Origin of the sequence: Robertkochia marina, assembly GCF_004799345.1 — a bacterium.
Classification (GTDB): domain Bacteria; phylum Bacteroidota; class Bacteroidia; order Flavobacteriales; family Flavobacteriaceae; genus Robertkochia; species Robertkochia marina.
Map to the genome: position 1 here is coordinate 220060 of NZ_SSMC01000003.1, position 22728 is coordinate 242787.

The following is a 22728-nucleotide window of genomic DNA, read 5'->3' on the forward strand; positions in this document are numbered from 1 at the left end:
ATGGCAAATTTTAATGAATTAAGAAAAAAACTCAAGGCCATCAAGGATGGGCGTAAAGAGATTGAGAATAACGCCTTTTTGGCTAGAGAAAATTTAAAAAAACTAGACCGGCAAAAAAAGAATCTTCATAGAACTGAAAGTGATAGTGAAAGGCTGCATAAAATCATCAAACAAGAAAGAGCCTTACGAACTCAGATAGATAGGTATGAATCGGCACTCACAGATTTAATAGTTGATGAAAATAGACTGCTCACCAATTTCGAACAGTTTACGGATCCTACGACCCAAATTTCGAGATTATCAGACGAATATCCTATATTACTCTTACCTCTAAGGTTAGAAACTCGTTATAAAAAACTTACCTCAAATTCCGGCATAAATCATCAGTTATGGGTTCGGGTTTTTCCTGATGAATGTTCTATCGATACATTTGAAGATACGCTCACAGAATCTGAAATAAGAAAAGCAAAAGACTACTGGTTAAGTTATTGGAGTACTGGTGCTTCAAATTCACCAGAATTGGAGGAATTGATAGTAGAAAAACGAAAAGCAGCATGGCGTATCCTGGCGGGAAATTTTCAACCCGGAAGAGCCTACTGGATTACAGAAAAATACGTTCCTGAAAACTTAACAGATTTACCGGTACGTATTAAAAGGAGCGATATTTTCCTTTGTATAGGTGTTGAAGAAATGCCTTTAGAACCTGATGTTATTCCTCTCAAAAATTATTGGCATGCGGTGTGGTTAGCCGGAAAAGATGAAGAAAATCATCGGGCAGCATTAAATGAATTCCTCAGCGTAATTGGTGACGAAGAGAGAGGGTTAGATCTTATCGAAAAATTCAAACCATTTAATTTAGAAAACACAGCAGTACTGAGTGAAAATACTCCTCATGTGGAGGTTCATTTTGTGCGTTTTTCTGAATCAGCGGGGACAAGCTCAAGAATTTCTTCATGGTCTCAAGCTGCAAAGATCACCACCCTACCTGAGAAGTTGGTACTACTTGGATTTAAAGGGGAGAAGGATGGTCGACCCATAGAGGTATTCAAGGAATTAGGTAATACTATTCCGGATCCCTTAATTATGGGGCCAAACCCATCTGCTGATATTCAGACTTTACTTAAATCTGATTTTATTGAGGAATATAATTCACAAGGTAACGAAGAACAAAAGGAAGCTAAACTTAGAGCTTATTACGATGAGCTAAGTGAAGAAAGAAAATCGGAATTAACTCAGGAAGAATACATTGATGATTTTTTGCGTTTATCGGGTGATGAAGCAACTCTCGCGCTCAACCGGATGTTTGATGATCTGAGGGATGAAGTCAAAGCAGCCCGGTATGTTACTTATTTAAGTGAAAGGTCCGAAACAAAATGGTTGTTCGATTTTGAGGAGGCCGTAAGAATTGGGATGGGCTTCAAAGTAAACTTATCTCATGAGGAATATGATCAAGGATTTGACAGGTTATTAGTGTTAGGAGCAAAAGTAGCCAATGATGAAATCACCTCGAAGGAAGCCGTTGAAGAACTCTTTAAGCATCACCATTTTGGAGCCAGCGGGTTTTCAATAGTTCCTCAGGGAGCACCTACGAATAACACAGAAGAGGAGGGTTCAGAATATTCAGAACAAGAGGAACATGATGCAAGTTTTGAAAGGTATTTTTCGAGTGATATTCCAGAAGGGACTTCTTTATCAGAAGGCAAAGAAGACGGTCAATACTTAGCCCAATTTCTTGGTATTGACCCATCCAATTCGGCGCTTTCTCTGACAAAAAATTTTTATTTAACAGACCAGATAGAAGCGAAAGCTATGAATACGGCACTCTGGAATGCTACCATGGGTTATTTTATGGAGAGTCTTTTAACGCCAGTTTTTACAAATGAACAACAGCGAACTACAAGGTCTTTTTTTACAAACTTTGTGAGTGGAAGAGGAAGGATTCCTGCCATTCGGATCGCAGATCAACCTTATGGTATTCTACCCACCTCCAAAGTAACTGATGCTCAATGGTTATTTAGTGAAGGAGAGAAAAATAAACTTTTCTTAAGTAGATTTGGGAATTCCACGGCTATACTAAAAGATTTATATAAACTCACCACAGAGATATACGATGATTTCAAACCTCTTCTTGCTGATGTAGCTTATGTGGGCAAAAAAGGAGACCCACATCAAATATTACTTGATGTCCTTGGACTACATGCTACTTCGGTGGAATTTCATCAGCGCTATGCTGAAAGTTTTTCTAAGGTGTTTAATCAGCTCAATATGAGTGGCTTGGGTCAGTTGATCAGCGCTTTAATTATTGCTGGTTACAAGAAACGAGGTACTGACCTCTTAGATGATCTAGGGTACCAGGCTACTGAAAAGGATGATCCGGTACCAATTTTGGAGAAATTCTTTTTGACCAGCAGTAATCTTTTAAAAGGTGATATGATAGATGATCTTCCATTGTCGGAGGAGCGCAAAATCCGATCATATACCGATGCCGATAGTACTAATCCGGAGGGAATGAATTACATTGAGTGGTTGATTGAAAATGCCTCCGAAGATTTCAATGCACTAAAGAGGGATTTGGGGTTAAAGGAGCGTCCTAAAGCATTGCTTTTTCAAATGCTGAAACACTCCCTTATGATTGAGTATTCTAATACCTCTCTTAATCATTTCCAAAATTCAGGAATCATCGAGCCATCGGCATTGAGAAAAGCCAAGATTGACGAGGATTTTATTGGAATAAAAGAAGGGGAGAAAGGATTTGAAAGTAAACTTGAGTTTTTGGAGCAAACTGATCTCGGTATAACGAATGCCGGAGTTTCGGTTGCGGACCATATCATCGAACAGCTTAAATCAGGTAATCCCTTGGGGAATTTTGACGCCATGCTCAATTCTCTTAAGACCTTAAAAGATATACCTACTGCAAGATTGGAAAGAGCGTTCGTAGAACATCTGGACAGCTGCACGTATCGCTTGGATGCCTGGATTCTTGGTTTTGTAAACTTACAATTGGAACTGATGAGGAAAAACTCTGATTCTGATGTTTCTGAACCTAAACAGGGATTGTTTTTAGGGGCTTATGGTTGGGTTGAAGATCTCAAGCCTGATAAGGAAGATCTTAAACCCTTACAATTGGAATCAGAATTAGCATCAGTTTTTAATCCTGAAGATAAATTACAAATAGTTTCAGATAGTAGTAACGCAGGTTATGTACATGCACCATCCGTAAATCAGGCAATAACAGCCGCAGTCTTAAGAAATGCATATATATCAGAAGCTACACCAGAGGACCCCGAAATTTACAAAGTGAATCTTTCCTCGGAGAGGGTCCGAATGGCCTTATCTCTGATTCAAGGTATTCAACAAGGTCAAAGCCTGGGAGCTTTATTAGGTTATCAACTCGAGAGAGGGCTGCATGACAGATATCAGGAAGCTGATGTTGATATTTTTATCTATGAATTGCGTAAGCATTTTTCATTAAGTGCTAATCATATTGCAGAAACCTCGGAGTCTGAGGAAGACTTGGATTCAATTACTCAAGTAGAGGCAAGAAATGTGGTGGATGGGTATAAGCTTTTGAAACATGTTAACGAAACAGGGAATACTACTTATCCGTTTGGACTCACAATGCAATATGCTACCGCCCCCGAATTTGAGAGTCACAGAAAGATTGTAAATGAAGAAGTGAATCGATTACGCAATATCAATGATGCTGTGGCAGATCTTGCCATTGCCGAAGGAGTCCATCAGGTGGTACAGTCAAATTATGACAGAGCGGCAGGTACAATGGATGCATTTAGTAAAGGTGGTTTCCCTCCAGATCCGGAGGTAATACAAACCCCTCGAAGCGGCATTGGTTTAACCAATAGAATTGGAATTCATTTGAAATCTGGGTTAATAATATCGGACCCTGAAATTAAACGCGCTAGGTTGGTTGGAGAACCTGCCTTAAATGAATGGCTGGAAATGATTATGCCAGACCTTGAGGATATTTGCTGCGAGGTGTTTTTTGGTTTACCGACCTACAACGATGCTGAAATAAGCTTCACAAAAGAAATTGTAGACGCTAATCAGTTGAAAATTTCTCATATAGATTTGGTGTATATGATCAACGTGGGTAAGAACAAAAGCCTTGATGTTTTAGACGAATATATCATCAGATATATTCATGAAAATCATAATCTTCGTCCCGATGCGGAAATAAAGATTAATTATACCGCACCGGTAGCTGATAAGATTACTTTTTTTGAGATTATGCCGCTCATAAAAAATCTCAGAACTCTAATATTAGAGTCGAGACCGCTTAAACCAAGCGATATGATGTTGTCTGGAGAAGCCGGAAGCGATACTGATTTAAATTGTAAAGTGCGGGTTGAGAGGTTGGAAAGTGTTCTGGGTAAGTTTAAAGTTGGGTTTAAGGATGCTACGAATTTAGCAGATGGGCTTAAACTTTTAGAAAGCTCTTTTTTAAACCATTTTGATCCTGAAGATTTTGAAATTACCATTTCTTCGAAGGTCGCAATAATAGATGAAATTGACCATTTTATATCGGAAATGCTTCAGCTTTTATCTACCTATAGTGAATTTGGATTCTTACAATCCGGGTTTGGAACCATTTATCAGCGAAAGGCTACAATATACTCGAATATATATCAGAAAATTCTAGAATATCGAGATCGATGGGTTGGAAGAACTGAAGAGTATAATCATCTTGTCAACGTAGAATATTTAAAACCCGGATTTTCAGATGAACAAAAGATGGAAATTTTGCAGAGAGCTGAACGCCTGATTTCCACTTCCTATCTTTTATCGTCACCAAACCCTCCAAGTAATCATTCATCTTTCCGGTCTAAATTAATTCCTAAAAAGCAAGCTTTTGATGATAAACTCGTAGAAATCAACTCGTGGCTTGATTCAAATTTCCAATCAATAAAAACTTTAATGGATAATGTTAACAAGATGAAAACCGGAGTAGATAGCGTAACCGGAGCAGCGTTGTCTCAGTTTGATCTTATTCTCCCAGATTTTGAAGAGGATGAGAGACAAATTGTGGTGTTCGGAGAAGATCTGGTTTCGCAATTTCTTCAATTAAATGAGTTACTGAAGAAGAGGGGAGAGAAAGCTGAAAGGTTACTCTCAGATTACGTTACCCAGGTGGACTCTAAAAAGAAGCTTAAACTTGTAAGTGAGGCTATGCAGGAATTATTGGGTGACGAATTTAAGATATTCCCTGAATTTAAATTAATACCACAACAGGGTAAAGAACTTAAAAAAGCTTTTGAGGCCAGGGAGCAAATATTGGATTATCAACGGGATGAATTAGATGTTGATTTTCCTTTAGACGATTGGTTATATGGCAATGCAAGAGTTCGAGAAAAGGTTAGTGCTTTAGAAAGCCTTATGGTTTACTCAGAAGGTTTCAAAGATGTCTCAGTAGGTCTTAGTCCAATTCAATTGCCTTTTAGGGAAAACGATATTTGGTTAGGTCTTTCCTTTCCGGATTCCTATGAAATTGAAAGTGATAAGTTGCTTTACACTGCTGTGTTATCTGATTTTAATGAAACCAAATCACAATGTGGAATTTTTGTCGATGAGTGGACCGAAGTCATACCATCAGAAAAGGAGACTACAGGATTGAGTTTCCAATATGATCAGCCTAATACAGAAGCTCCTCAAAGTATGTTATTAGTTACACCTGCATCCTTCAAGGATGCTTGGGAATGGTCTGAAGTAGTTGATGCCTTGCACGACACGTTGGATCTGGCAAAACTGCGCGCAATAGAACCTAAACATATCGATAATACTGCTTATTCACAATTTCTACCAGCAACCGTGGCAGCCGTAACATCTGTACCATTCGTTACTATTGCCATGAATTATGCAGTGAATAATGGATTAATATTTAAAACAGAAGAAGATGCCTAAACAATTATTTCGGCCTGATGGGACAAAAATTGAAAGAACCTCAAAATTCCAGCCAAACATTACGATGTGGAATCGGGTGGAGGGAAGACCCAGGACTCAGAATTTTGAGCGTGCTTTAAGAGGTGAATTCCGAGACGCTTTATGGGCTCTTTCCAAACAATGGCAAACAGGAGAATTTCAAGGAGAGGATGCGGGGTCTGTAATATTGGCAAAGGTTCATATGAAGACTACAGAACTCAATAAATTCAAGTCAGGTGATCAATCGCTGACATACAGTAAGCAAGTTCCCTTGGAAGTTCAGGTGGAAACCCAAGAGATTCCTTTCGAACAAGGATCAGAAGAAATATCTCTGGATTTGAGATTGCTTATGGGCAGACAATGGCTCAAATTACTTAAAAAAGAAAACCTCAATCTCAAGAATGAATACTTAAAAAAATATGGTTTTGTTATCCCAAAGCCAGAAAATGAGTCGCACGCGAGGAAATGTGCACATATTGAGGTTTGGCAATCACTCTCAGCTGTTGGTAATGTTAAGAAGGAATCAAACCTTGAAGACCCATCCACAGAGTTCAGAGCTGAGGGTAAATTGCGGAATTGTATGGATGGATACCGTTTGTATAAATACTTATATGAAAACTCTCTTCACCATGCTTATGATGGAATTGAAGGAGAAACTACCGTCCTTGATAATCAGACAAAGGATGAATTGGATGTTTTAGGTGATAAATTTGTAGATTGGTTCCAAAAGCTTTTCTATCAGCCTACCAATAAAAATAATTCTTCCTGGAGACCCTCTTATTTGGAATATCAATTCGAATGTTCTGCACCTGAAGGGGATGGTGAAAAAGTGTTAATGGCTGATGAATATTATCATGGACATTTGGATTGGTATAACCTGGATGTACATGAGAGCCTAACGAGGCTTCAGGATATAGAGGAAGAAAGAACTGTACTATCACCTGAAAATAGTTTCACTCTTTCCTTCATACCAGCACCCGTAACTTTTGCAGGAATGCCTAATAGTAGGTATTGGGCTATGGAAGACTGGAGGACTAATCTGGGAGCCATAAAGCCAAATACAACAGACATAAACCAATTAATGGTTTTGGATTTTGCGTTGAATTATGCCAATGACTGGTTTCTATTACCTTATACACTACCTGTGGGTAGCATCGCTAATGTTGCTGGACTAATGGTAACTAATGTCTTTGGTGAAAATGTTTGGATCAATGCAGCGGGTAGTGGTCGAGATGAGGATTGGCAGCGTTGGAGTATGTTCCATTTGAATACAAGAGGTTCTATGAATGTTCCTTCAGATCTCAGTTTGGTTTTACTTCCTGCTGCCTCAAAATCTTTGGAAGGGAGACCTCTGGAAGAGGTGTTTCTGATGAGAGATGAAGTTTCTAATATGGTTTGGGGAATAGAAACAAAAATACCTCTGGCCACCGGTAAAAGTAAACGAGGCAAAGAAGCAGCATTAGAACTGCGCGCAAAGTTACAACAATTTGTATCCGAAGATTCTATTGATATCAATACGGGTCTATCGGAGAATGAAGCCAAGATCAGGTACCAGATAGTGAATTCTGTACCAGAGCAATGGATACCTTTTATACCTGTGCATAAGGATAATGATAAACGTGAGATTCAGTTGCAACGGGCGGCAATGCCAAGAATACTTGAAGGAATGAATACTTCTATCCCTCCTAAAAAAATAGAACCTAGAACCTCTTTGCTCAGAAATGGCCTGGATGGTGATTCAAGAGAAGCCTACTTTATTCACGAGGAAGAAGTGCCGAGGGCCGGAATTAGAATTATCAAGTCTTTCCAAAGAACCCGTTGGACGAATGGAAAAGTATTTAACTGGATAGGATATAAAAAGGAAGTGGGAAGAGGAGAAGGTTATAGTGGATTGGCTTTCGATCAGATTGTTGAAAAGAAGGATAAATAGAAGGGGATTCCAATAGAACTCTTGTAGTGTTGAATATTTTTAATTCCAAAAATTTTTATGAATTCAGATTCAAAAAAATGGCTGCTGACTATCCTTGGAGGCGTAATAGTGGCAATTTCGGGATACTTAATAACAAACTCTTCTTTCTTTAATCCAAAGCAGGTAGCATTGAAAGTTGTAGAATTTACAACAGAATATGACCACTATTTAGTTAAAGAACCAATAAAAATTCAATTTTCTGTTAAAAATGAGGGGAATATGATAGCAACACGCTGCACGTGTTTAATTGCATCGGATTCTATTTTTGGCCAAAAGAATATAATAGCTGTATCCAAAGAATTTAAAGTTGATGAAAATCAAATTCATGAAGACAGTATTATTATTGATGGTATGTCAACATTAGCACAAGGAAAGTATAATATATTTTTGAAAGTTAATTGCGCAGAAAAAGAAGGAAATTCTCTGGCAAGCAATTCAAATCAAATAGCAATTTGGAATTGCCGGAACATTTTAGAAGTTAGTGAAACAGGATATTCAGGTATTCAGCATCTTAACCAATTTAGAGTTTCACCATTCACCATTCACCATTCACCATTCACCATTCACCATTCATCATCCTAGATCATCATCCCTCCTGAAACCTCGATACGCTGGGCATTGATCCATTTGGCTTCATCAGTACATAAAAAGGCCGCCACCCCACCAATATCATCCGGCAGGCCTACGCGCCCTAAGGGAGTGGTGGATGCAATAAAATCATTCAGTTCTTTATTGTCTCGTACAGCGCCCCCACCAAAGTCGGTCTCTACAGCGCCCGGAGCAATGACGTTGGCCCGGATTTGACGCTCACCGAGCTCCTTCGCCATGTAGGTGGTTAGCGTTTCAAGCGCCCCTTTCATGGCAGCATAGGCCCCGTACCCGGGAATGGAAAAACGCGTCAATCCACTGGAAATATTGATAATGCCACCTCCGTCATTCATATGCTTCAACCCGTAATGGGTGAGTAGGAAAGGACCTTTATAATGAATATTATACATGCTGTCGATCTCTTCACCGGTGGTCTCAGCAACATTTTTAAAGACTCCCGTACCGGCATTGTTGATGAGGTAATCAAATTTGTCCGTTTCGAATGTGGTTTTCATTTCGTCCCGGAGTAATTCGTAGAATGCCGGAAAATTGTCAGGGTTGCTCACATCCAGTTGCAGTGCCAGGGCTTTTTGCCCGGTACTTTCTATAGCTTTTACTACCTCCGCTGCCTTCTCCTTATTGCTGTGGTAGGTGATTACCACGTTTAAACCTTTGCCGGCAACCCCAAGGGCCATGTTTTTGCCGAGTCCGCGACTCCCTCCGGTTATCAGTACTATTTTAGAATGCTCCATGGTATACCGAATATTATTTAAGCTGCTTTATGGTTATTGCTCCAGGTTCTTTTGTGCCAGTTCTTCGGTGATAAATGGTAAAGAAACATGTACAGCAAAAAAGTGTTGCTTATTCTCAGGAGCAAGAAGACTGTCTTCAAAAATATCGCTAAATCCCTGGTAATATCTCAACTGTAAAAAGATGCCCTTACCCTTCCTGGCTTTTCCCAGTTCATAAGAGAGCCCTGTCATGATTCCGTAGTCAATAGCATTGGTATTTTCTTCAATATCTCTTTCAAAATTACCTTCTGGGCCTTCGAAGGTTAAGTTGGAACTGGTTAAAAAAGAAACCTGAGGCCCCAGTCCTATTCGCCATTTATCCAAAGCAAACCAGGTCATAACAGGAAGGTCGACATAACGCAGTTGACCGCGACCTCCCGTATTTTGAAATTCATTATCAAAAAGTGGATTCCCGGTGTCTAAAGACAGGTTTTTAAAATGGAATGATCGCTGGGATAGAAAGTATATGGCCGGACTCAAATAAAAGGATTCAGAGAGTTTAATATTCCCTGACATGCCAATGCGAATGGCATGTTTTCCTCTGACCCCTTCAATATTGGAATAGTCAGACCAATTCATTCCCAGTTCGAAACCGAGATTGAACTCTTCAGATGCTACCTGATCACCGAAAAGCATGGCTACAATGGCAGCCTGGCCCTGTAACTTCTGACAGGTGACCCCCGATATTAAAAAAAGGATAATTACGATTGGTTTGAAACCTTTCATTTATTTGATGTTTTAACCCGCTAATGATGGCATAGAGAAAACCCCTGTGCCATTCAGAAGAAGGTAAGCTTCTCAAATGGTTAGAAAGGGACGGGAATACAAAGCGTTGAAAAGTATTGGGATAGATAAGGTATACCTAAAGTTAGATAATAATTTTAAACTCTGAATTGTCTCTGTCGTGTTAACCGATAAAAGGATGTAGATTACAGTCTAAGCATTACTGCTGAGAAAGCCGTGACTTGATCATACTTCCACTTGATCTTCGGCGGTGGACTCAACTTTTACAGGAGACTTGCTCTTTGGTTTTCTGAACCTTCTGTACAACAGATAGAACAATATACCAGAGGCTATGGCAATGGCTACATGGATAAGGTTAGAGCGTTCTGCTCCGATAAGTAATATGATACAGAGCACGATACCAAGTAAGGCTGAAAGTTTTGGATACCTGATCTGAAAAATGGCTTCCGGACTTTGGTCTTTTTTCCTGAATCTTATCACAGCTGCAGAGATCAGGGCAAATATGAGAAGTTTGCTGATCACATTTATGGCCAGGGCATAAATAAAGGTGCCGCTCAGGGATACTAACAGGGTCACTATAGTATAAATTACAAGACTCCACATAGGGATCTTGGATCTTCGTGTGGTACGACTGAAAAATTCAGGGAACTGTTCATTTTCGCTAAGGGCGAAGGGCAGCCGTGAACCACTGAGTACATTAGCATTCAATGTGCCTCCTATAGAGATCAGGGCCCCAATGGTGATCAGTATTCCGGCCCAACCGCCTAACATATAATGTGCAGCATCAGACAAAGGCCTTTCTGAGGAAGCTAACCCCGGGTAGGCACCTATAGATACGAACTGGATGAGCATGTAGAACACACTTACTGTGATCGTGGCTGTTATTAAAGCAAATGGAATGTCTTTTTGCGGATTTTTCATCTCCCCCGTATTGATCACCCCTCCTTCAAAACCGGTAAACGCAAATACCAGGATCATAAGTACCGAATTAAAAACCTCCGGTTCCGGAGTTTCTTCAGGTAAGGTTAATAGCTGGGGGTCGATAAAGAAAAGTCCGATACCCACAAAGAACAATAAGGGTAAGATCTTTAATACCCCCAACAGGTTATTGAGGTTGGCACTGTTACGAACCCCCACAGCATTCGCCCAGAAAAACAATAGCGTGATCAGGATAAGGGTCAGGGGGCGATACATATGTTGGCTGAAAACGGGAGAAAAGTAGCCCAGATAATCTACCATAAGATTTACAAGGGCAGCAAAGGAAGCCACCCTGGAAATGATCAGGATCCATCCCGCCAGAAATCCAACAAAATCCCCATAAGCTTCCTTGAGATAAAGGTAAGGCCCCCCGGTTTTTCGAAACCGACTGCCTACTTCAGAGAAATTCAGAATGATGACCAGCATCAGGGCGGCACAGGCCAAAAAAGCCGGGATACTGTAAATACCAATGCGGCTGTAGATCCTTGAAGGAAGGCCAAAGATACCTGAGCCTATGATACAGTTGATAACAAGAATTAGTATATCCCAACGGTTAAGGGCTCTTTTTAGCATAGCAGGTGGTGTGGTTTTGGGGTTTGATCAATATTTCGGTTTTAAATGTAGTGAAAAGATTTTTTTGTGAGGGATATAGGGATGTGGGGGGACCGAGCGTTAAAAGGACCGAACGGAAATGAAAGGTTCGGTGAACCTTTCATAGTGAGGGGCCGGGCGGTGCGATGGCAAGTGGACATTTTTAGCGACGGGGCCAGATGGCGCGCTGGCATTTTGGCGATGTAGGGATGTAGGGATTTGGGGATATGGGGATATAGGTTTGAGGAACAAATTTTAGGAGGTTTTTATAAAAGACTTCTACCTCAGGATCAGCCACGTATTCAAATTTACCCCCTCCTTAGGAAGCAGGGGTGGCAGCGCTTTGGCGCTGACGGGGTGGTTCTGAGGCAGGTAGTCAGGTAAGCAGGTAAACAGGTAGGTAGGTAGGTAAATAGGTAGGTGGTAAAAAGTAAAATACTCCACTTCATAAGGCGGTCGTGAAAACCAGACTGTTCCCTATCTTTATAGTTCGATAATACAGCTGTTATGAAAAAAGGCCAAAAGAAACAGTTCCTCAAATCTATTGAAGACAAAAAACTTAAACGTGTTAACAGGATCTCAAGGCTTCTTATCCTGGTTTTGGGAGGCATAGTGATCTACAATTCGTATCAGCATGCTACCCCATTTTACTATATCCTGTTCTTTTTTGCCGGAACCCTGGTTAGTACCATTTATAATTATATCTATTCGGTAGAGGTACAAAGCAATGCCATAAGGTTGCGATCCAGCCGATGGAATATAGCGGTTACCCTGCTTTTGCTCATCCTGCGATTCGGGGTTGCAGTGCCCATACTGGAGCAAATTCATGTAACCTGGACCTATGATGCAATATTCCTGTTCTTTATAGGTCTTAATGTTCGAAAAAGAAAGATCATTATCCGCCAAATTGATAATGAGGTTTACAAAGAACTGCTTAAATTCAAACCTTCAGAAAATAAATAGGACAGGTATGATCTTTACCTGTCAAAAAAGTGAACACACCCGGCCATCGCAATGAAAAACCATCTCAAGGATCAACTAGTAACTCAACTTCTTAGTCAACACTATGGCATTCATGGAAACATTAAACCTCTTGACGGAGAGGTAGATCATAACTATATGGTGCTCATCGGCCAACAGCCTGCCTATATATTTAAGATCTCCCCGGCAGGGATCTCTCCTGATGTCCATAAGTTTCAGCTGGACCTTCATGATCATCTGGCAAATAAAGAGCTTAAAACACCTGAGGTCATTGCGACCCTGGAAAATAATAAATCGGGATACTTTACCGACGCTCAAGGTAATGAGCGCCTCTTCCGGTTGATGACCTGGATCCCGGGGCGCCTTTGGAGCGAAGTGAACCCTGTTACTGATGAACTCAGGTTAAGCCTGGGCAGGGTTGCGGGAGATCTCACTGCTGGCTTACAAGACTTCAGGCATCCGATGGCGGAAAGAACCTTTGAATGGGATATTGCTCAAGCCGGATGGACCATGAACCACCGGGAAGTATTTAATGCAGAACAAAAAGAACTTCTTAATTATTTCCAGGAGTTGTTCAAAGGGCAGGAAGCCCAATATACTTCCCTGCGAAAAGCCGTGGTGCATAATGATGTGAACGATAATAACATTATCGTGTCTCAGGATCTGCTGCAACCTCATGTTATTGCGATCATTGACTTTGGCGATGCTATTTATACCCAGGTCATTAACGACCTGGCTGTTTGCTGTGTATATGCCATCATGGATTGTAATGATCCGTTAAGTGCGGCTATACCGGTTATTAAAGGATATCATGAAGCTTTTTCCCTTCAGCAAGAAGAGCTGAAGCACCTTTACATGGCTATCGGGATGCGAATGGTCATATCCCTGACCAAATCGGCACTAAACAAGGTGGCTGAACCTGATAATGCCTACCTGACCATTAGCGAAAAACCACTTTGGACACTCTTGAAAAAATGGAGAAATGTGTCTGCAGATCTTGCTCATTACACCTTCCGTTCAACCTGTGGATACACCCCTCATCCTGATGAGACAGCCTTTAAGGAGTGGGCAGCAAATAAGGAATTTACCGTACAGCAGATATTTCCTCTAAGTGGCAAAAGCGGGATATCTCATCTCGATCTCAGTATATCAGGAACCTGGCTGGGGTTGAAAAAGAACTATAACAACCCGGAATACTTTGACTACCAGATCCAGCAGGATCAAAAGAAAGATCCCGAGGCCATTCTTGCGGGAGGTTACCTGGAGCCCCGACCTGTGTATACTACTGATGAATATGTGAAGTGGGGCAATAAAGGCAGGGAATACCGAACCGTGCACCTGGGGGTTGATTTCTGGTTACCTGCGCAAACACCCGTACATGCTCTTTTTGATGGGGAAGTGATAACTGCTTACAACGATGCCGGGGATAAAGAATATGGCGGACTAATCATTTTAAGGCATCAGGAAGATGACCTTGTGTTCTACACCCTTTATGGGCATCTGTCAATGGCGAGTATTGACCGGGTAATAATGGGACAATATATCAGTAAAGGCGAGCTGATAGGGTACCTGGGGCCTTACCCTGAAAACGGGAATTGGGCGCCCCACCTGCATTTTCAGATCATGCTTTCGATGTTAGATTATGAGATCGATTTTCCCGGAGTAACCTACCCTGAACAACAGAAGGTTTGGGGCAGTATATGTCCGGATCCGAACTTACTCTTTAAGGAAAAGGCTTTGCAGAAAAATAAAGACAGGGTTAAGGAGCAAACCCTGGCCTATAGAAAAACCCATCTTGGTAAAAGTATGAGTCTGCAATACCGGGAGCCCCTGGAGATCGTTCGGGGCAATGGCATTTACCTCATGGATAAGGAAGGAAATCAATATCTCGATACGGTAAATAATGTGGCCCATCTGGGGCACGAACACCCCGAGGTCGTTCAGGCCGGCCAAGACCAAATGGCCGTTCTAAACACCAATACACGTTACCTAAACGAACATATCAATAACCTGGCAGCCTCTATCCTGGAGACCTTACCGGCGGAGTTATCTGTATTGCATTTTGTGAATTCAGGAAGCGAAGCGAATGACCTGGCCCTTAGGATGGTGGAAGCGGTAACCGGATCAAAAGATATGTTGGTGTCCGAGATCGGATATCACGGGCATACTGCACGCTGCATCGAAATATCATCATATAAGTTTGACGGAAAAGGAGGGAAGGGAGCCCCTGCTCATACACATGTGTTTCCCCTTCCTGACAGCTATAGAGGAATACACCGGGGTAAGCATAGTGCAGCAAACTATGTTGAGGAGGTGGCTAAAATCATGGACCGCCTGGAAAAAGCAGGAAGAAAATTGGGCGGACTTATCCTCGAGCCTATTATTAGTTGTGGCGGACAGGTGGAGTTGCCCGAGGGTTTTCTGGGGGAAGTCTATACCCTGGTAAGAGAAAAAGGCGGATTATGTATTTCTGATGAGGTGCAAACCGGGTGCGGAAGGGTAGGAGATCATTTCTGGGGGTTCCAGTTACATGGGGTTGTACCCGATATTGTTACGATAGGGAAACCATTAGGGAACGGACACCCTGTGGCAGCGGTAGCCTGTACCGAAGAAGTCGCGGAAAGATTTGCGAATGGCATGGAGTATTTTAACACCTTTGGCGGTAACCCGGTATCATGCGTCATCGCTAACAAGATACTGGAGATTGTAAAAAGGGACCAGCTTCAGGATCACGCCAGGAAAATGGGTGGTTATTTAAAATCAGAATTAGAAAAACTGCAGAAGGATTTTCCGGTAATAGGAGAAGTAAGAGGACAGGGTCTTTTTCTCGGGATAGAACTGGCAGATGACAAGCGAAATCCGGAGCCTGAAAAAGCAGCTTACCTGGTAAACCGTATGAAAGATCATAAGATTCTGATGAGTACCGATGGAGCCGATAATAATGTGATCAAAATAAAACCTCCCATGATCTTCAGTAAAGAAAATGCCAGGGAGGTTGTGTATTATCTCAATAAGATCTTACGGGAAGATTTTATGGTAAGTAACAGGTAACAGGTAACAAGTAACAGGTTACTAGTAAGGAGTGACATTCGGGGCCTTGGTTGGACTCGTTGTTACTCCTCCATTAAAGCTGCAGGTTCTTCCTCTACAACTTCTTCTTCTTCTTCAACTTCGATCGACTTAAATCGCTCAGGGATTTCTTCACCTTCTTCTCCGGAAAAATAGGGAAATACATCGAGGATGGGCGACTCTGATATGGCGGGAATGGTATAATCGCCCATGGTGCCTTTCATAGCCGTGATCGTGTTGTCGTAAGCCTCTTTCAGGTCATTGGCCTGGATCAACATATATACATTGGTTTTTCGCTCCTTTCCGCTTTCTTCATCAACGGCCACAAGAGCTACCTTCGATTTGAACCAACGATCAGAATTTTCAAAAGGGTGTACTTCTGCGAAATTTGCCACCTTAATATTCATGATCTGAAATTCTTCACTGGTCAGGGTGGTCATCTCTTCATTCATTCGCTGTTCAGCCTCTGTATAGGAAACAGCATCTAATAGATAAGTTTCTGATACTACTTTCTGTTCGCCCGTTTCATGGGTTTTACGATATTTTACTTTGCATTCAAACCAGGTTACGCTCATATCTTTTTGTTTTTTTGGGAGGCCTAAAATAGGACTTATAAATTTTCAAGAAAGTGGTGAAGCCTAATAGTTGTTCACAAATTTTAATCATTTTGGAGCGTATCGAATTGGAAAGGCCAAACCAAGGGTATCATGGTAAAATAACTTAACAAACATTTTTGTTTAATAATTTTATTAAAATATTAAACATTGTTAATTTCGTGTCCAGGTAATTCTCTTGCAATACGTTTTATGAGCAATTTTTTTTATACAGATAGCGATATTAAAAATCTTGACAGGAGAGTACGTTTAAAACTTATCAATGCTGTAACCGGAATCAAACCCGGGAATCTTGTTGGCAGCATGAACAGCAAGGGGCAGACCAACCTCTCTGTATTCAGTTCGGTGGTACATTTGGGGAGTGATCCTGCCTTGCTGGGAATGATCATGCGACCTGTTGAAGAGGTGCCCAGGCATACCTATCAGAACATTCTTGAAACCGGGTATTATACCATTAATCATATTCACCCAACCTTTGTAGAAAACGCACATTATACGTCGGCCAAGTTCGATGAGAGTATCTCAGAATTCGATCGCTGTGGATTAACGGCAGAGTTTCTCGAAAATTTTGATGCACCTTTTGTAAAAGAAAGTACGTTTAAAATGGGAATGCAGTTTTTACAGCAGATAGAGATACCTCAAAACAAAACACGACTGATCATAGGGGAGGTAAAAGTGCTGGTTTTACCGGAGGAGGCCCGTGTTGATGGTGACATTGACCTGGAGCAGTCCCGATCGATCGGCATCTCGGGCTTAAACAGCTATTATGAGTTAAGAAAGCTGGCCACCTTTCCCTACGCCCGGACGAATGAAGTACCTGACTTTGATAATGGTTCTTAGTTTGAACAAAAATGTATGATCATGAATTATCTTATTATCGCAGTTAAGGTGTTATTGTTTATCAGTATTATCAATGTCTGGTTCTTTCGTTTTGGAAAGGAAACTCCCTGGAGGGGTGGTGATGCTGTCTCTATGAGAGATGAGTTTGAGGTCTATGGGTTATCTGTTACCACAATGGTCATTGTGGGAGCATTGAAAGTACTGTTGGCCATTTTGTTATTGGTCTCTATATGGATGCCTGATCTCGCAATTCCCGCTGCCCTGGGTATGGCTTTTCTTATGCTGGGCGCGATAACCATGCATTTCAAGGTAGGAGACCCTGTCATGCGTTCCTTTCCGGCCTTTAGTTTCTTTCTTCTTTCTGTTATGATCGTTCTGTATCATTATCAGGTCTGAATGAACTCTTTATCAATACGTCTTCAGATTCTTGATCTGAAAAAACAACATCTATTCCAACGGTTCTAAATAGATTTTTTGTTTAAACATTTGTAATTGAGGTTTTTATGCCTTGAGTTAGATGATGTCGGTCATTGTTTATTCAGGGTCTCTTTTATAATTTTCTGTTTTGATTCCCTTCCCTTCCCTTCCCTTCCCTGATTACTCCTATTACTAAGCACAACAAATGAATAACAGAAATGACGATTTGTGACATTTCATAACAACAACCTTATGAGAACCATTCATAACCTTAGACAGCCCTTTTTTATTCTCTTACTTTTAGCAATTGTATTCAGCGGATGCAAGCAACAAGAGACACTAACCCCTGAAGAAGCCAAAGCCATTGCCAAAGAGGCCTATATCTACGGCTTTCCCATGGTGGTGAATTACAAGACCATGAATATGTATGTGCTCAATGAGAATTCACCCGAATACAAGGGAAACTTTAATGAGATGCAATGTGACGCCCGATTGCTGGGGCCGGAAGATAAGGCCATAGTAACCCCCAACTCAGATACCCCTTACTGTATGTTGTGGGCTGATATGCGCAGCGAGCCCCTGGTGATCTCCATCCCTGCCATGGAACCGGACCGTTTTTTTCATTTTCAGCTCATCGACCTTTACACACATAACTTTGCCTACCTGGGCAGCCTGACCACGGGTAATGAAGGGGGAAATTACCTGATAGCTCCATCAGATTGGAGCGGAGAGACTCCGGAGGGGATCAATGAGGTGATCAAATGTGAAACGGATATGTTTTTCTCGGTGATACGCACCCAGCTCATGAATAACGATGACTTGCCAAACGTCAAAAACCTGATGGATGGATACGAATTACAAACGTTGAGTAGTTTTCTCGGAGAAGATCCCGTTGCGGTTAAATCTCTGACTGATTTCCCCACTTGGGAAGAGGGAGCTCAATTCACCCCAAAAGCTTTTAGCTACCTGGATTATATGTTGAACTTCACCAACCCTGTTCCGGAAGAACAGGCCCTGCGTGACAAGTTGGCCAAACTCGATTTAGGAACAGAAGGGGAATTTAACATGGACAATTTTGAGCCTGAGGTGCAAGCAGCCATAGAAAAGGGAGTTAGTGAGGCTTTTAAAGAAATGGAAACTTTTATAACCGAGAATAACACAGATCCATTAATGAGTTCTAAAATTTTCGGGACTCGCGATTTTTTGGCTGAAACTGCAACAGAATCATTTGGAATGAAGAATTATTATATGCTGAGGGCCACCGCAGCCCATTTGGGGTTGTACGGGAATTCCGGAAAAGAAGCCATTTATCCCACCTACCTGATGGAAGTACCCGGAACTCCTTTTAATGCGAAAGAACATAACTATACCCTCACCTTTCATAAGGACTCCATGCCTCCGGTGAACGCCTTCTGGTCATTGAGTATGTATGATGGCAAAACGCAATTGTTCATCGAGAACGATCTCGACAGGTACTTGTTGAATTCTAACAATAAAGATCAATATGTATACGGAGACGATGGTTCTCTTACGCTTTACATCCAAAAGGAACCACCAGGGAAGGCATTGGAACCTAATTGGCTGCCGGCGCCCGACGGACCATTCTATTGTGTGTTACGCTTATACGGGCCTAAAGAAGAGGCCTTGAATGGTACCTGGGTAAATCCTCCACTAAAACGTAACGATTAATACTACTGCATGGAAACTAACTCCCCGGGTAAAGTATCTGCGCCATAACAAAGGGGCAAGTGCCCGGGAAACTTAGCTTGTATATATTATTCGGGGTTTGCGATGAACTCAGACGACATACGTCAAGTATAAATAATTGTGAGTTAAGGACTTACCTCTTGGATGCATCTGCCTGATTGACTCGTTTTATCAGAAAAATCTGATGTATAACGAATTTATCACCGCTGTTATGGCATTTATAAATATGTTTATCGACCTGTAAATCAGGTAATTATTCTTCGCCTCGACTCTTTCTAAAGAACAGATCCTCTTGTAAATTAATACCTGGATCATTATGGAAAGATTACAAACGCCTTCCCCGCTTAGTCTTACCCTCCGCGATCGCCTAAACCCTGAAGTCTTACAGTCCGAAAGTCGAACCTTGTTCAAGACCCTTTATGGAGAACTTGGGGTTAATGTAAAACCAATGACTTTTAAAACGGGCTTTTCAAGAGCAAAGACAGAACGAAGCAAGGAGATCGACAGCTATAAGATTCGGTTAAAGAAACTTAATGCTTTCGGACTTACCGAAGTCACCGATAAATGCACCATGTCTCTTCTGGCAGAAATGGGCTATCATACCGGGAAGAACGGACTTTCCTCTCAACGCAGACAACGTATATTAGATCGTATCTACTTTAACAATATGCCCAAAAGTACAAAGGGAAATTTGTTATGTAAATGGGGCGAGTTTAAGCCTGAAGAACGATTAAGAAGAATGGCTGAGACCCTTACATACCTCTGTATGAGCAGAGAACATCAGATCGATCCGGAATCATTGGTTTCAGTGAGGGAGATGAAAGAAGACCTGAAATACCTGAAAAGAATGTACTATTACCCTGCTTACAGCTACGCCTGGCCTTCAGCAGCATCAGGAGTAGATGCCTGGATAGGTAAAACGATCATGGTAAAGAGCACTGAAGATGTTCGTGCCAAATCTGTCGGGGAAGCTGTGGTGGTACTGATAAAGAAAATACTACTGCTATCTTAAGCAATTCTTCGGATATGTTAAGGGGTGTGACTTCAGGTTGCACCCTTTTTTTGTTTACATAAAATGATGAAATTGAGTGGGTTTTGCCGGATCTCTGGGATCTTGTTTTAAGAGCATGCACATATTTTTATACATCTCAGGGTTCTCAGCGTACAAGGCATAGGGCTTTTCGAAAAAGTTTTCCAGGGCAACTGCAAATAATTCCATAAGATTGGTACCTGCATACCTTCTGAAAAGCGTAGATCTTCCTTGTCGAATCCTTACCAACTGCTTCAGAGCAAGCCGCTCCCATGATTTAAGCTGTTTCGGATGCAGGATGTGTCTTAAGAAATTGCAATAGTTGTTTTCAAGAATAAGGCAATGCCCAAATTCATGAATGGCCAGGTTCACCCCTTCCGTAGGTACAATAAACCCTTGTTCTATAGCCGGCCAGCTTAGGTTAATACTTCCCGTTATTGGGTTGACATCTCCATTAAAAAGGGTATTCATGTTTTTATAAGAATAGGGTTTAGAGAATATGAATATTCGCTTAAAATAAGTTAACACATCGCGTTTCAGCCCCAGGGTAATCTGAACAAAGGCACTGCCCAGCAGGATCTCCATTTCCCGGCTCACAAAAAACCCGTGTTCTGAATGAATGTTCACCGAACGTAAAAAGATCAGTGTGCGCAGTACAAATTCTTTCTGCTCCACCCGATCTAAAGCCTGGTAATAGGAATTGCGAGCCATCAATACCTCATGGCATTGCTGCTTACGCGGATCGCTCAGCAAGAAATCGTATACGCGATACCTGATGTTCACCCTTTTATGTTTAATTGGTATGTACGTAAGTAGCTGGTATTAAGGTTGTTGTATAGTGTTTTAAAGGTAGTAAAAAAAAGCATCAAGTGATTGATTACGAATATTATGGGTCAAATAATCGAGGAAAATTCGTACATAATCGGTGAGGGGACCAGTAAGTGATATACGTGGAGGGCTTAGGTAACGACAAGGAGGCAAACTGCCTCCTTGCTATTAACTCCGATAAGTGATTATTTATTTTTATTAATAATCCGAATTGGGTGGATTATATCCCACCACATGGATCAGTATTAGGTATTTGAGAATTTGTTGGATTAAAAAATCCTTCAGAGTTTGGTATTCTGATCCAAGCGTGAAGTGTCCAAAGATTTCCACCGACGATTTCCCAATGGTCTGCATCTCCTGTATACCCTTGAGGTGGCTTGTTCGGTTTTTCCATATTGGCCATATCAACAATATATTCGGCTCCAACAACAACATAATCTCCCTCCTCGTTACAAGCCAGTAAGAGAGCTTCAGGTTCGTTGACGTTAAACTCGCCATCACCTAAATAAGCACCATTTCCTAAATGATACCCCATGCCTGGTATATAAGGGGTTAAAGGGATATTCCATCCTGCCTCTTCAGCATCTTCTTTGGTGATTATTCCTTCTAAAGATTTATTTAGAGAGTTTATTTCAGCTAAAAGTGGAGGGATACCACAACTTTCTTCAGGTCCAATTTCCGGGTTCATGGCATTAAAAAATCCATCAGGATTATTCCATTTTACCCATGCATGAAGTGTCCAAACATTGAAAACTTCGTTCCACGACCAAACATCAGATGCTCCGGGAAATCCTTCCGGCGCACAATCCTCACCATCAGGACAATCAAGCGGTGATATTCCCACAACAATGTATTCCACGCCAACAACTTCATAATTTCCCTTTCCGTCACAGAATATCATTAATGCTTCGGGGTTGGCGGCATCAAATGTGCCATCAACAAAAGCGGGATTCAATAAGTGATACCCCATACCATTAAAATACCCACTAGGATTAAAATCAGAAGTTACCAGGTTTTGATAACCGGCATTGAAGGCATCACTAATGGTGTTGATGCCACCCATGCTTTTTCGTAACCGAGAAATTTCGTAAGCCATACCGGGGTTTGATCCCAGTAAATCCATACTCGAGTTTTTGGATTCAATGTTTATGGTATTTTCTTCCAAAATACTTTCAGATAGATCATTTGTACATGAAAGCAGGCAAACCAAGGTAAGGGCACTCAAAATAAATTGTAGTGTTTTCATTAGAAATATAAATTATTGGTTAGAGTTGCAAAATTAATCAGTTTCATATTCTTTTTATTTCATAAATCATTCAAAATCAACAACATAATGATCGGATATTGATTATTTAAAGTGACGGGTAAGCAGGTAAGCAGGTAAGCAGGTAAGCAGGTAGGCGGTTAGGTGGGTAGGTGGGTGATAAGTAAACTATATCTGGCGGAGTCAAGCATCAGAAACTTCTCGGTACGTTTCCGCTTTGCGGGATTACCATGCCTTCGGCAGATAAACTCGAGGTGATGTTAGTCATCACCCTCCACAAGAAATCTGGATTTCAAAAGCCTACCGCTGACGGATTATAAATTCAGACGTTAATTAACTTGCTAACCACCCCGGCCTTTGGCCACCCCTCCTTAGAAAGAAGG

15 protein-coding genes are annotated in these 22728 nt (G+C 41.3%); 9 read left to right on the forward strand and 6 right to left on the reverse strand.

Annotated features, from left to right (window positions below):
- From E7Z59_RS11615 to E7Z59_RS11625, 3 genes are read left to right on the forward strand one after another with little or no spacing between them, the layout of a single operon-like run.
- Positions 1-5916: a hypothetical protein gene (locus tag E7Z59_RS11615; RefSeq protein ID WP_136336518.1), complete on the forward strand. Its 5916-nt coding sequence runs from the start codon at positions 1-3 to the stop codon at positions 5914-5916.
- Complete coding sequence (locus E7Z59_RS11620) at positions 5909-7864, forward strand: hypothetical protein (protein ID WP_136336519.1); 1956 nt, start codon at positions 5909-5911, stop codon at positions 7862-7864. The genes E7Z59_RS11615 and E7Z59_RS11620 overlap by 8 nt, the downstream gene beginning before the upstream one ends.
- 57 nt (positions 7865-7921) lie before the next feature.
- On the forward strand, positions 7922-8485 hold the full coding sequence (locus E7Z59_RS11625; RefSeq protein WP_136336520.1) for a hypothetical protein: 564 nt from the start codon (positions 7922-7924) through the stop codon (positions 8483-8485).
- Here E7Z59_RS11625 and E7Z59_RS11630 read toward each other — a convergent pair.
- The 3 genes from E7Z59_RS11630 to E7Z59_RS11640 all read right to left on the reverse strand — a co-directional run bounded on the left by E7Z59_RS11630 (position 8482) and on the right by E7Z59_RS11640 (position 11577).
- A complete protein-coding gene (locus E7Z59_RS11630; protein ID WP_136336521.1) occupies positions 8482-9243 on the reverse strand; it encodes an SDR family oxidoreductase in 762 nt (253 codons plus the stop codon). The genes E7Z59_RS11625 and E7Z59_RS11630 overlap by 4 nt on opposite strands.
- Before the next feature lie 33 nt (positions 9244-9276).
- Complete coding sequence (locus E7Z59_RS11635) at positions 9277-10008, reverse strand: porin family protein (RefSeq protein WP_136336522.1); 732 nt, start codon at positions 10006-10008, stop codon at positions 9277-9279.
- Positions 10009-10251: 243 nt separating this feature from the next.
- Positions 10252-11577 carry an APC family permease gene (locus E7Z59_RS11640; RefSeq protein WP_136336523.1) on the reverse strand — a complete coding sequence of 442 codons (1326 nt, stop codon included), beginning with the start codon at positions 11575-11577 and terminating at the stop codon, positions 10252-10254.
- Between the two features lie 525 nt (positions 11578-12102).
- On the opposite strand from E7Z59_RS11640, the gene E7Z59_RS11645 reads away from it, so the two are divergent.
- Both E7Z59_RS11645 and E7Z59_RS11650 read left to right on the forward strand, forming a co-directional pair.
- Positions 12103-12558 carry a hypothetical protein gene (locus E7Z59_RS11645; protein WP_136336524.1) on the forward strand — a complete coding sequence of 152 codons (456 nt, stop codon included), beginning with the start codon at positions 12103-12105 and terminating at the stop codon, positions 12556-12558.
- Positions 12559-12609: 51 nt separating this feature from the next.
- Positions 12610-15627, forward strand: a complete 3018-nt coding sequence (locus E7Z59_RS11650) for an aminotransferase class III-fold pyridoxal phosphate-dependent enzyme (protein WP_136336525.1) — start codon at positions 12610-12612, stop codon at positions 15625-15627.
- Between the two features lie 62 nt (positions 15628-15689).
- Here the strand turns inward: E7Z59_RS11650 and E7Z59_RS11655 are convergent, their stop codons facing one another.
- Positions 15690-16220: a DUF4494 domain-containing protein gene (locus tag E7Z59_RS11655; protein ID WP_136336526.1), complete on the reverse strand. Its 531-nt coding sequence runs from the start codon at positions 16218-16220 to the stop codon at positions 15690-15692.
- Between the two features lie 231 nt (positions 16221-16451).
- On the opposite strand from E7Z59_RS11655, the gene E7Z59_RS11660 reads away from it, so the two are divergent.
- From E7Z59_RS11660 to E7Z59_RS11675, 4 genes are all read left to right on the forward strand, one after another.
- Positions 16452-17099 (forward strand): flavin reductase family protein, encoded by a 648-nt coding sequence (locus tag E7Z59_RS11660; protein WP_136336527.1) that lies wholly within the window; start codon positions 16452-16454, stop codon positions 17097-17099.
- Positions 17100-17120: 21 nt separating this feature from the next.
- Complete coding sequence (locus E7Z59_RS11665; protein WP_168731294.1) at positions 17121-17495, forward strand: DoxX family protein; 375 nt, start codon at positions 17121-17123, stop codon at positions 17493-17495.
- A 273-nt stretch (positions 17496-17768) separates the two neighbouring features.
- Positions 17769-19205 (forward strand): DUF1254 domain-containing protein, encoded by a 1437-nt coding sequence (locus E7Z59_RS11670; protein ID WP_136336529.1) that lies wholly within the window; start codon positions 17769-17771, stop codon positions 19203-19205.
- Positions 19206-19539: 334 nt separating this feature from the next.
- Entirely contained in the window at positions 19540-20235 is a 696-nt protein-coding gene (locus E7Z59_RS11675) for a hypothetical protein (protein ID WP_136336530.1), read from the forward strand.
- 54 nt (positions 20236-20289) lie between these two features.
- Here E7Z59_RS11675 and E7Z59_RS11680 read toward each other — a convergent pair whose 3' ends face one another.
- Together E7Z59_RS11680 and E7Z59_RS11685 are read right to left on the reverse strand one after the other, a co-directional pair.
- Positions 20290-21036 (reverse strand): zinc-dependent peptidase, encoded by a 747-nt coding sequence (locus E7Z59_RS11680; protein ID WP_136336531.1) that lies wholly within the window; start codon positions 21034-21036, stop codon positions 20290-20292.
- A 265-nt stretch (positions 21037-21301) separates the two neighbouring features.
- The gene (locus tag E7Z59_RS11685; RefSeq protein WP_136336532.1) at positions 21302-22327 is read right to left on the reverse strand and encodes a hypothetical protein; all 1026 of its coding nucleotides are present in this window, start codon (positions 22325-22327) and stop codon (positions 21302-21304) included.
- Between the last annotated feature and the right edge of the window lie 401 nt (positions 22328-22728).

Excerpts from the sequence above, each read along its gene's own strand:
- E7Z59_RS11645 (WP_136336524.1), top strand. The coding sequence starts at position 12,103 with ATGAAAAAAGGCCAAAAGAAACAGTTCCTCAAATCTATTGAAGACAAA.
- E7Z59_RS11655 (WP_136336526.1), bottom strand. The coding sequence starts at position 16,220 with ATGAGCGTAACCTGGTTTGAATGCAAAGTAAAATATCGTAAAACCCAT.
- E7Z59_RS11615 (WP_136336518.1), top strand. The coding sequence starts at position 1 with ATGGCAAATTTTAATGAATTAAGAAAAAAACTCAAGGCCATCAAGGAT.
- E7Z59_RS11670 (WP_136336529.1), top strand. The coding sequence starts at position 17,769 with ATGAGAACCATTCATAACCTTAGACAGCCCTTTTTTATTCTCTTACTT.
- E7Z59_RS11635 (WP_136336522.1), bottom strand. The coding sequence starts at position 10,008 with ATGAAAGGTTTCAAACCAATCGTAATTATCCTTTTTTTAATATCGGGG.
- E7Z59_RS11675 (WP_136336530.1), top strand. The coding sequence starts at position 19,540 with ATGGAAAGATTACAAACGCCTTCCCCGCTTAGTCTTACCCTCCGCGAT.
- E7Z59_RS11650 (WP_136336525.1), top strand. The coding sequence starts at position 12,610 with ATGAAAAACCATCTCAAGGATCAACTAGTAACTCAACTTCTTAGTCAA.
- E7Z59_RS11640 (WP_136336523.1), bottom strand. The coding sequence starts at position 11,577 with ATGCTAAAAAGAGCCCTTAACCGTTGGGATATACTAATTCTTGTTATC.
- E7Z59_RS11630 (WP_136336521.1), bottom strand. The coding sequence starts at position 9,243 with ATGGAGCATTCTAAAATAGTACTGATAACCGGAGGGAGTCGCGGACTC.
- E7Z59_RS11620 (WP_136336519.1), top strand. The coding sequence starts at position 5,909 with ATGCCTAAACAATTATTTCGGCCTGATGGGACAAAAATTGAAAGAACC.
- E7Z59_RS11685 (WP_136336532.1), bottom strand. The coding sequence starts at position 22,327 with ATGAAAACACTACAATTTATTTTGAGTGCCCTTACCTTGGTTTGCCTG.
- E7Z59_RS11660 (WP_136336527.1), top strand. The coding sequence starts at position 16,452 with ATGAGCAATTTTTTTTATACAGATAGCGATATTAAAAATCTTGACAGG.
- E7Z59_RS11625 (WP_136336520.1), top strand. The coding sequence starts at position 7,922 with ATGAATTCAGATTCAAAAAAATGGCTGCTGACTATCCTTGGAGGCGTA.
- E7Z59_RS11665 (WP_168731294.1), top strand. The coding sequence starts at position 17,121 with ATGAATTATCTTATTATCGCAGTTAAGGTGTTATTGTTTATCAGTATT.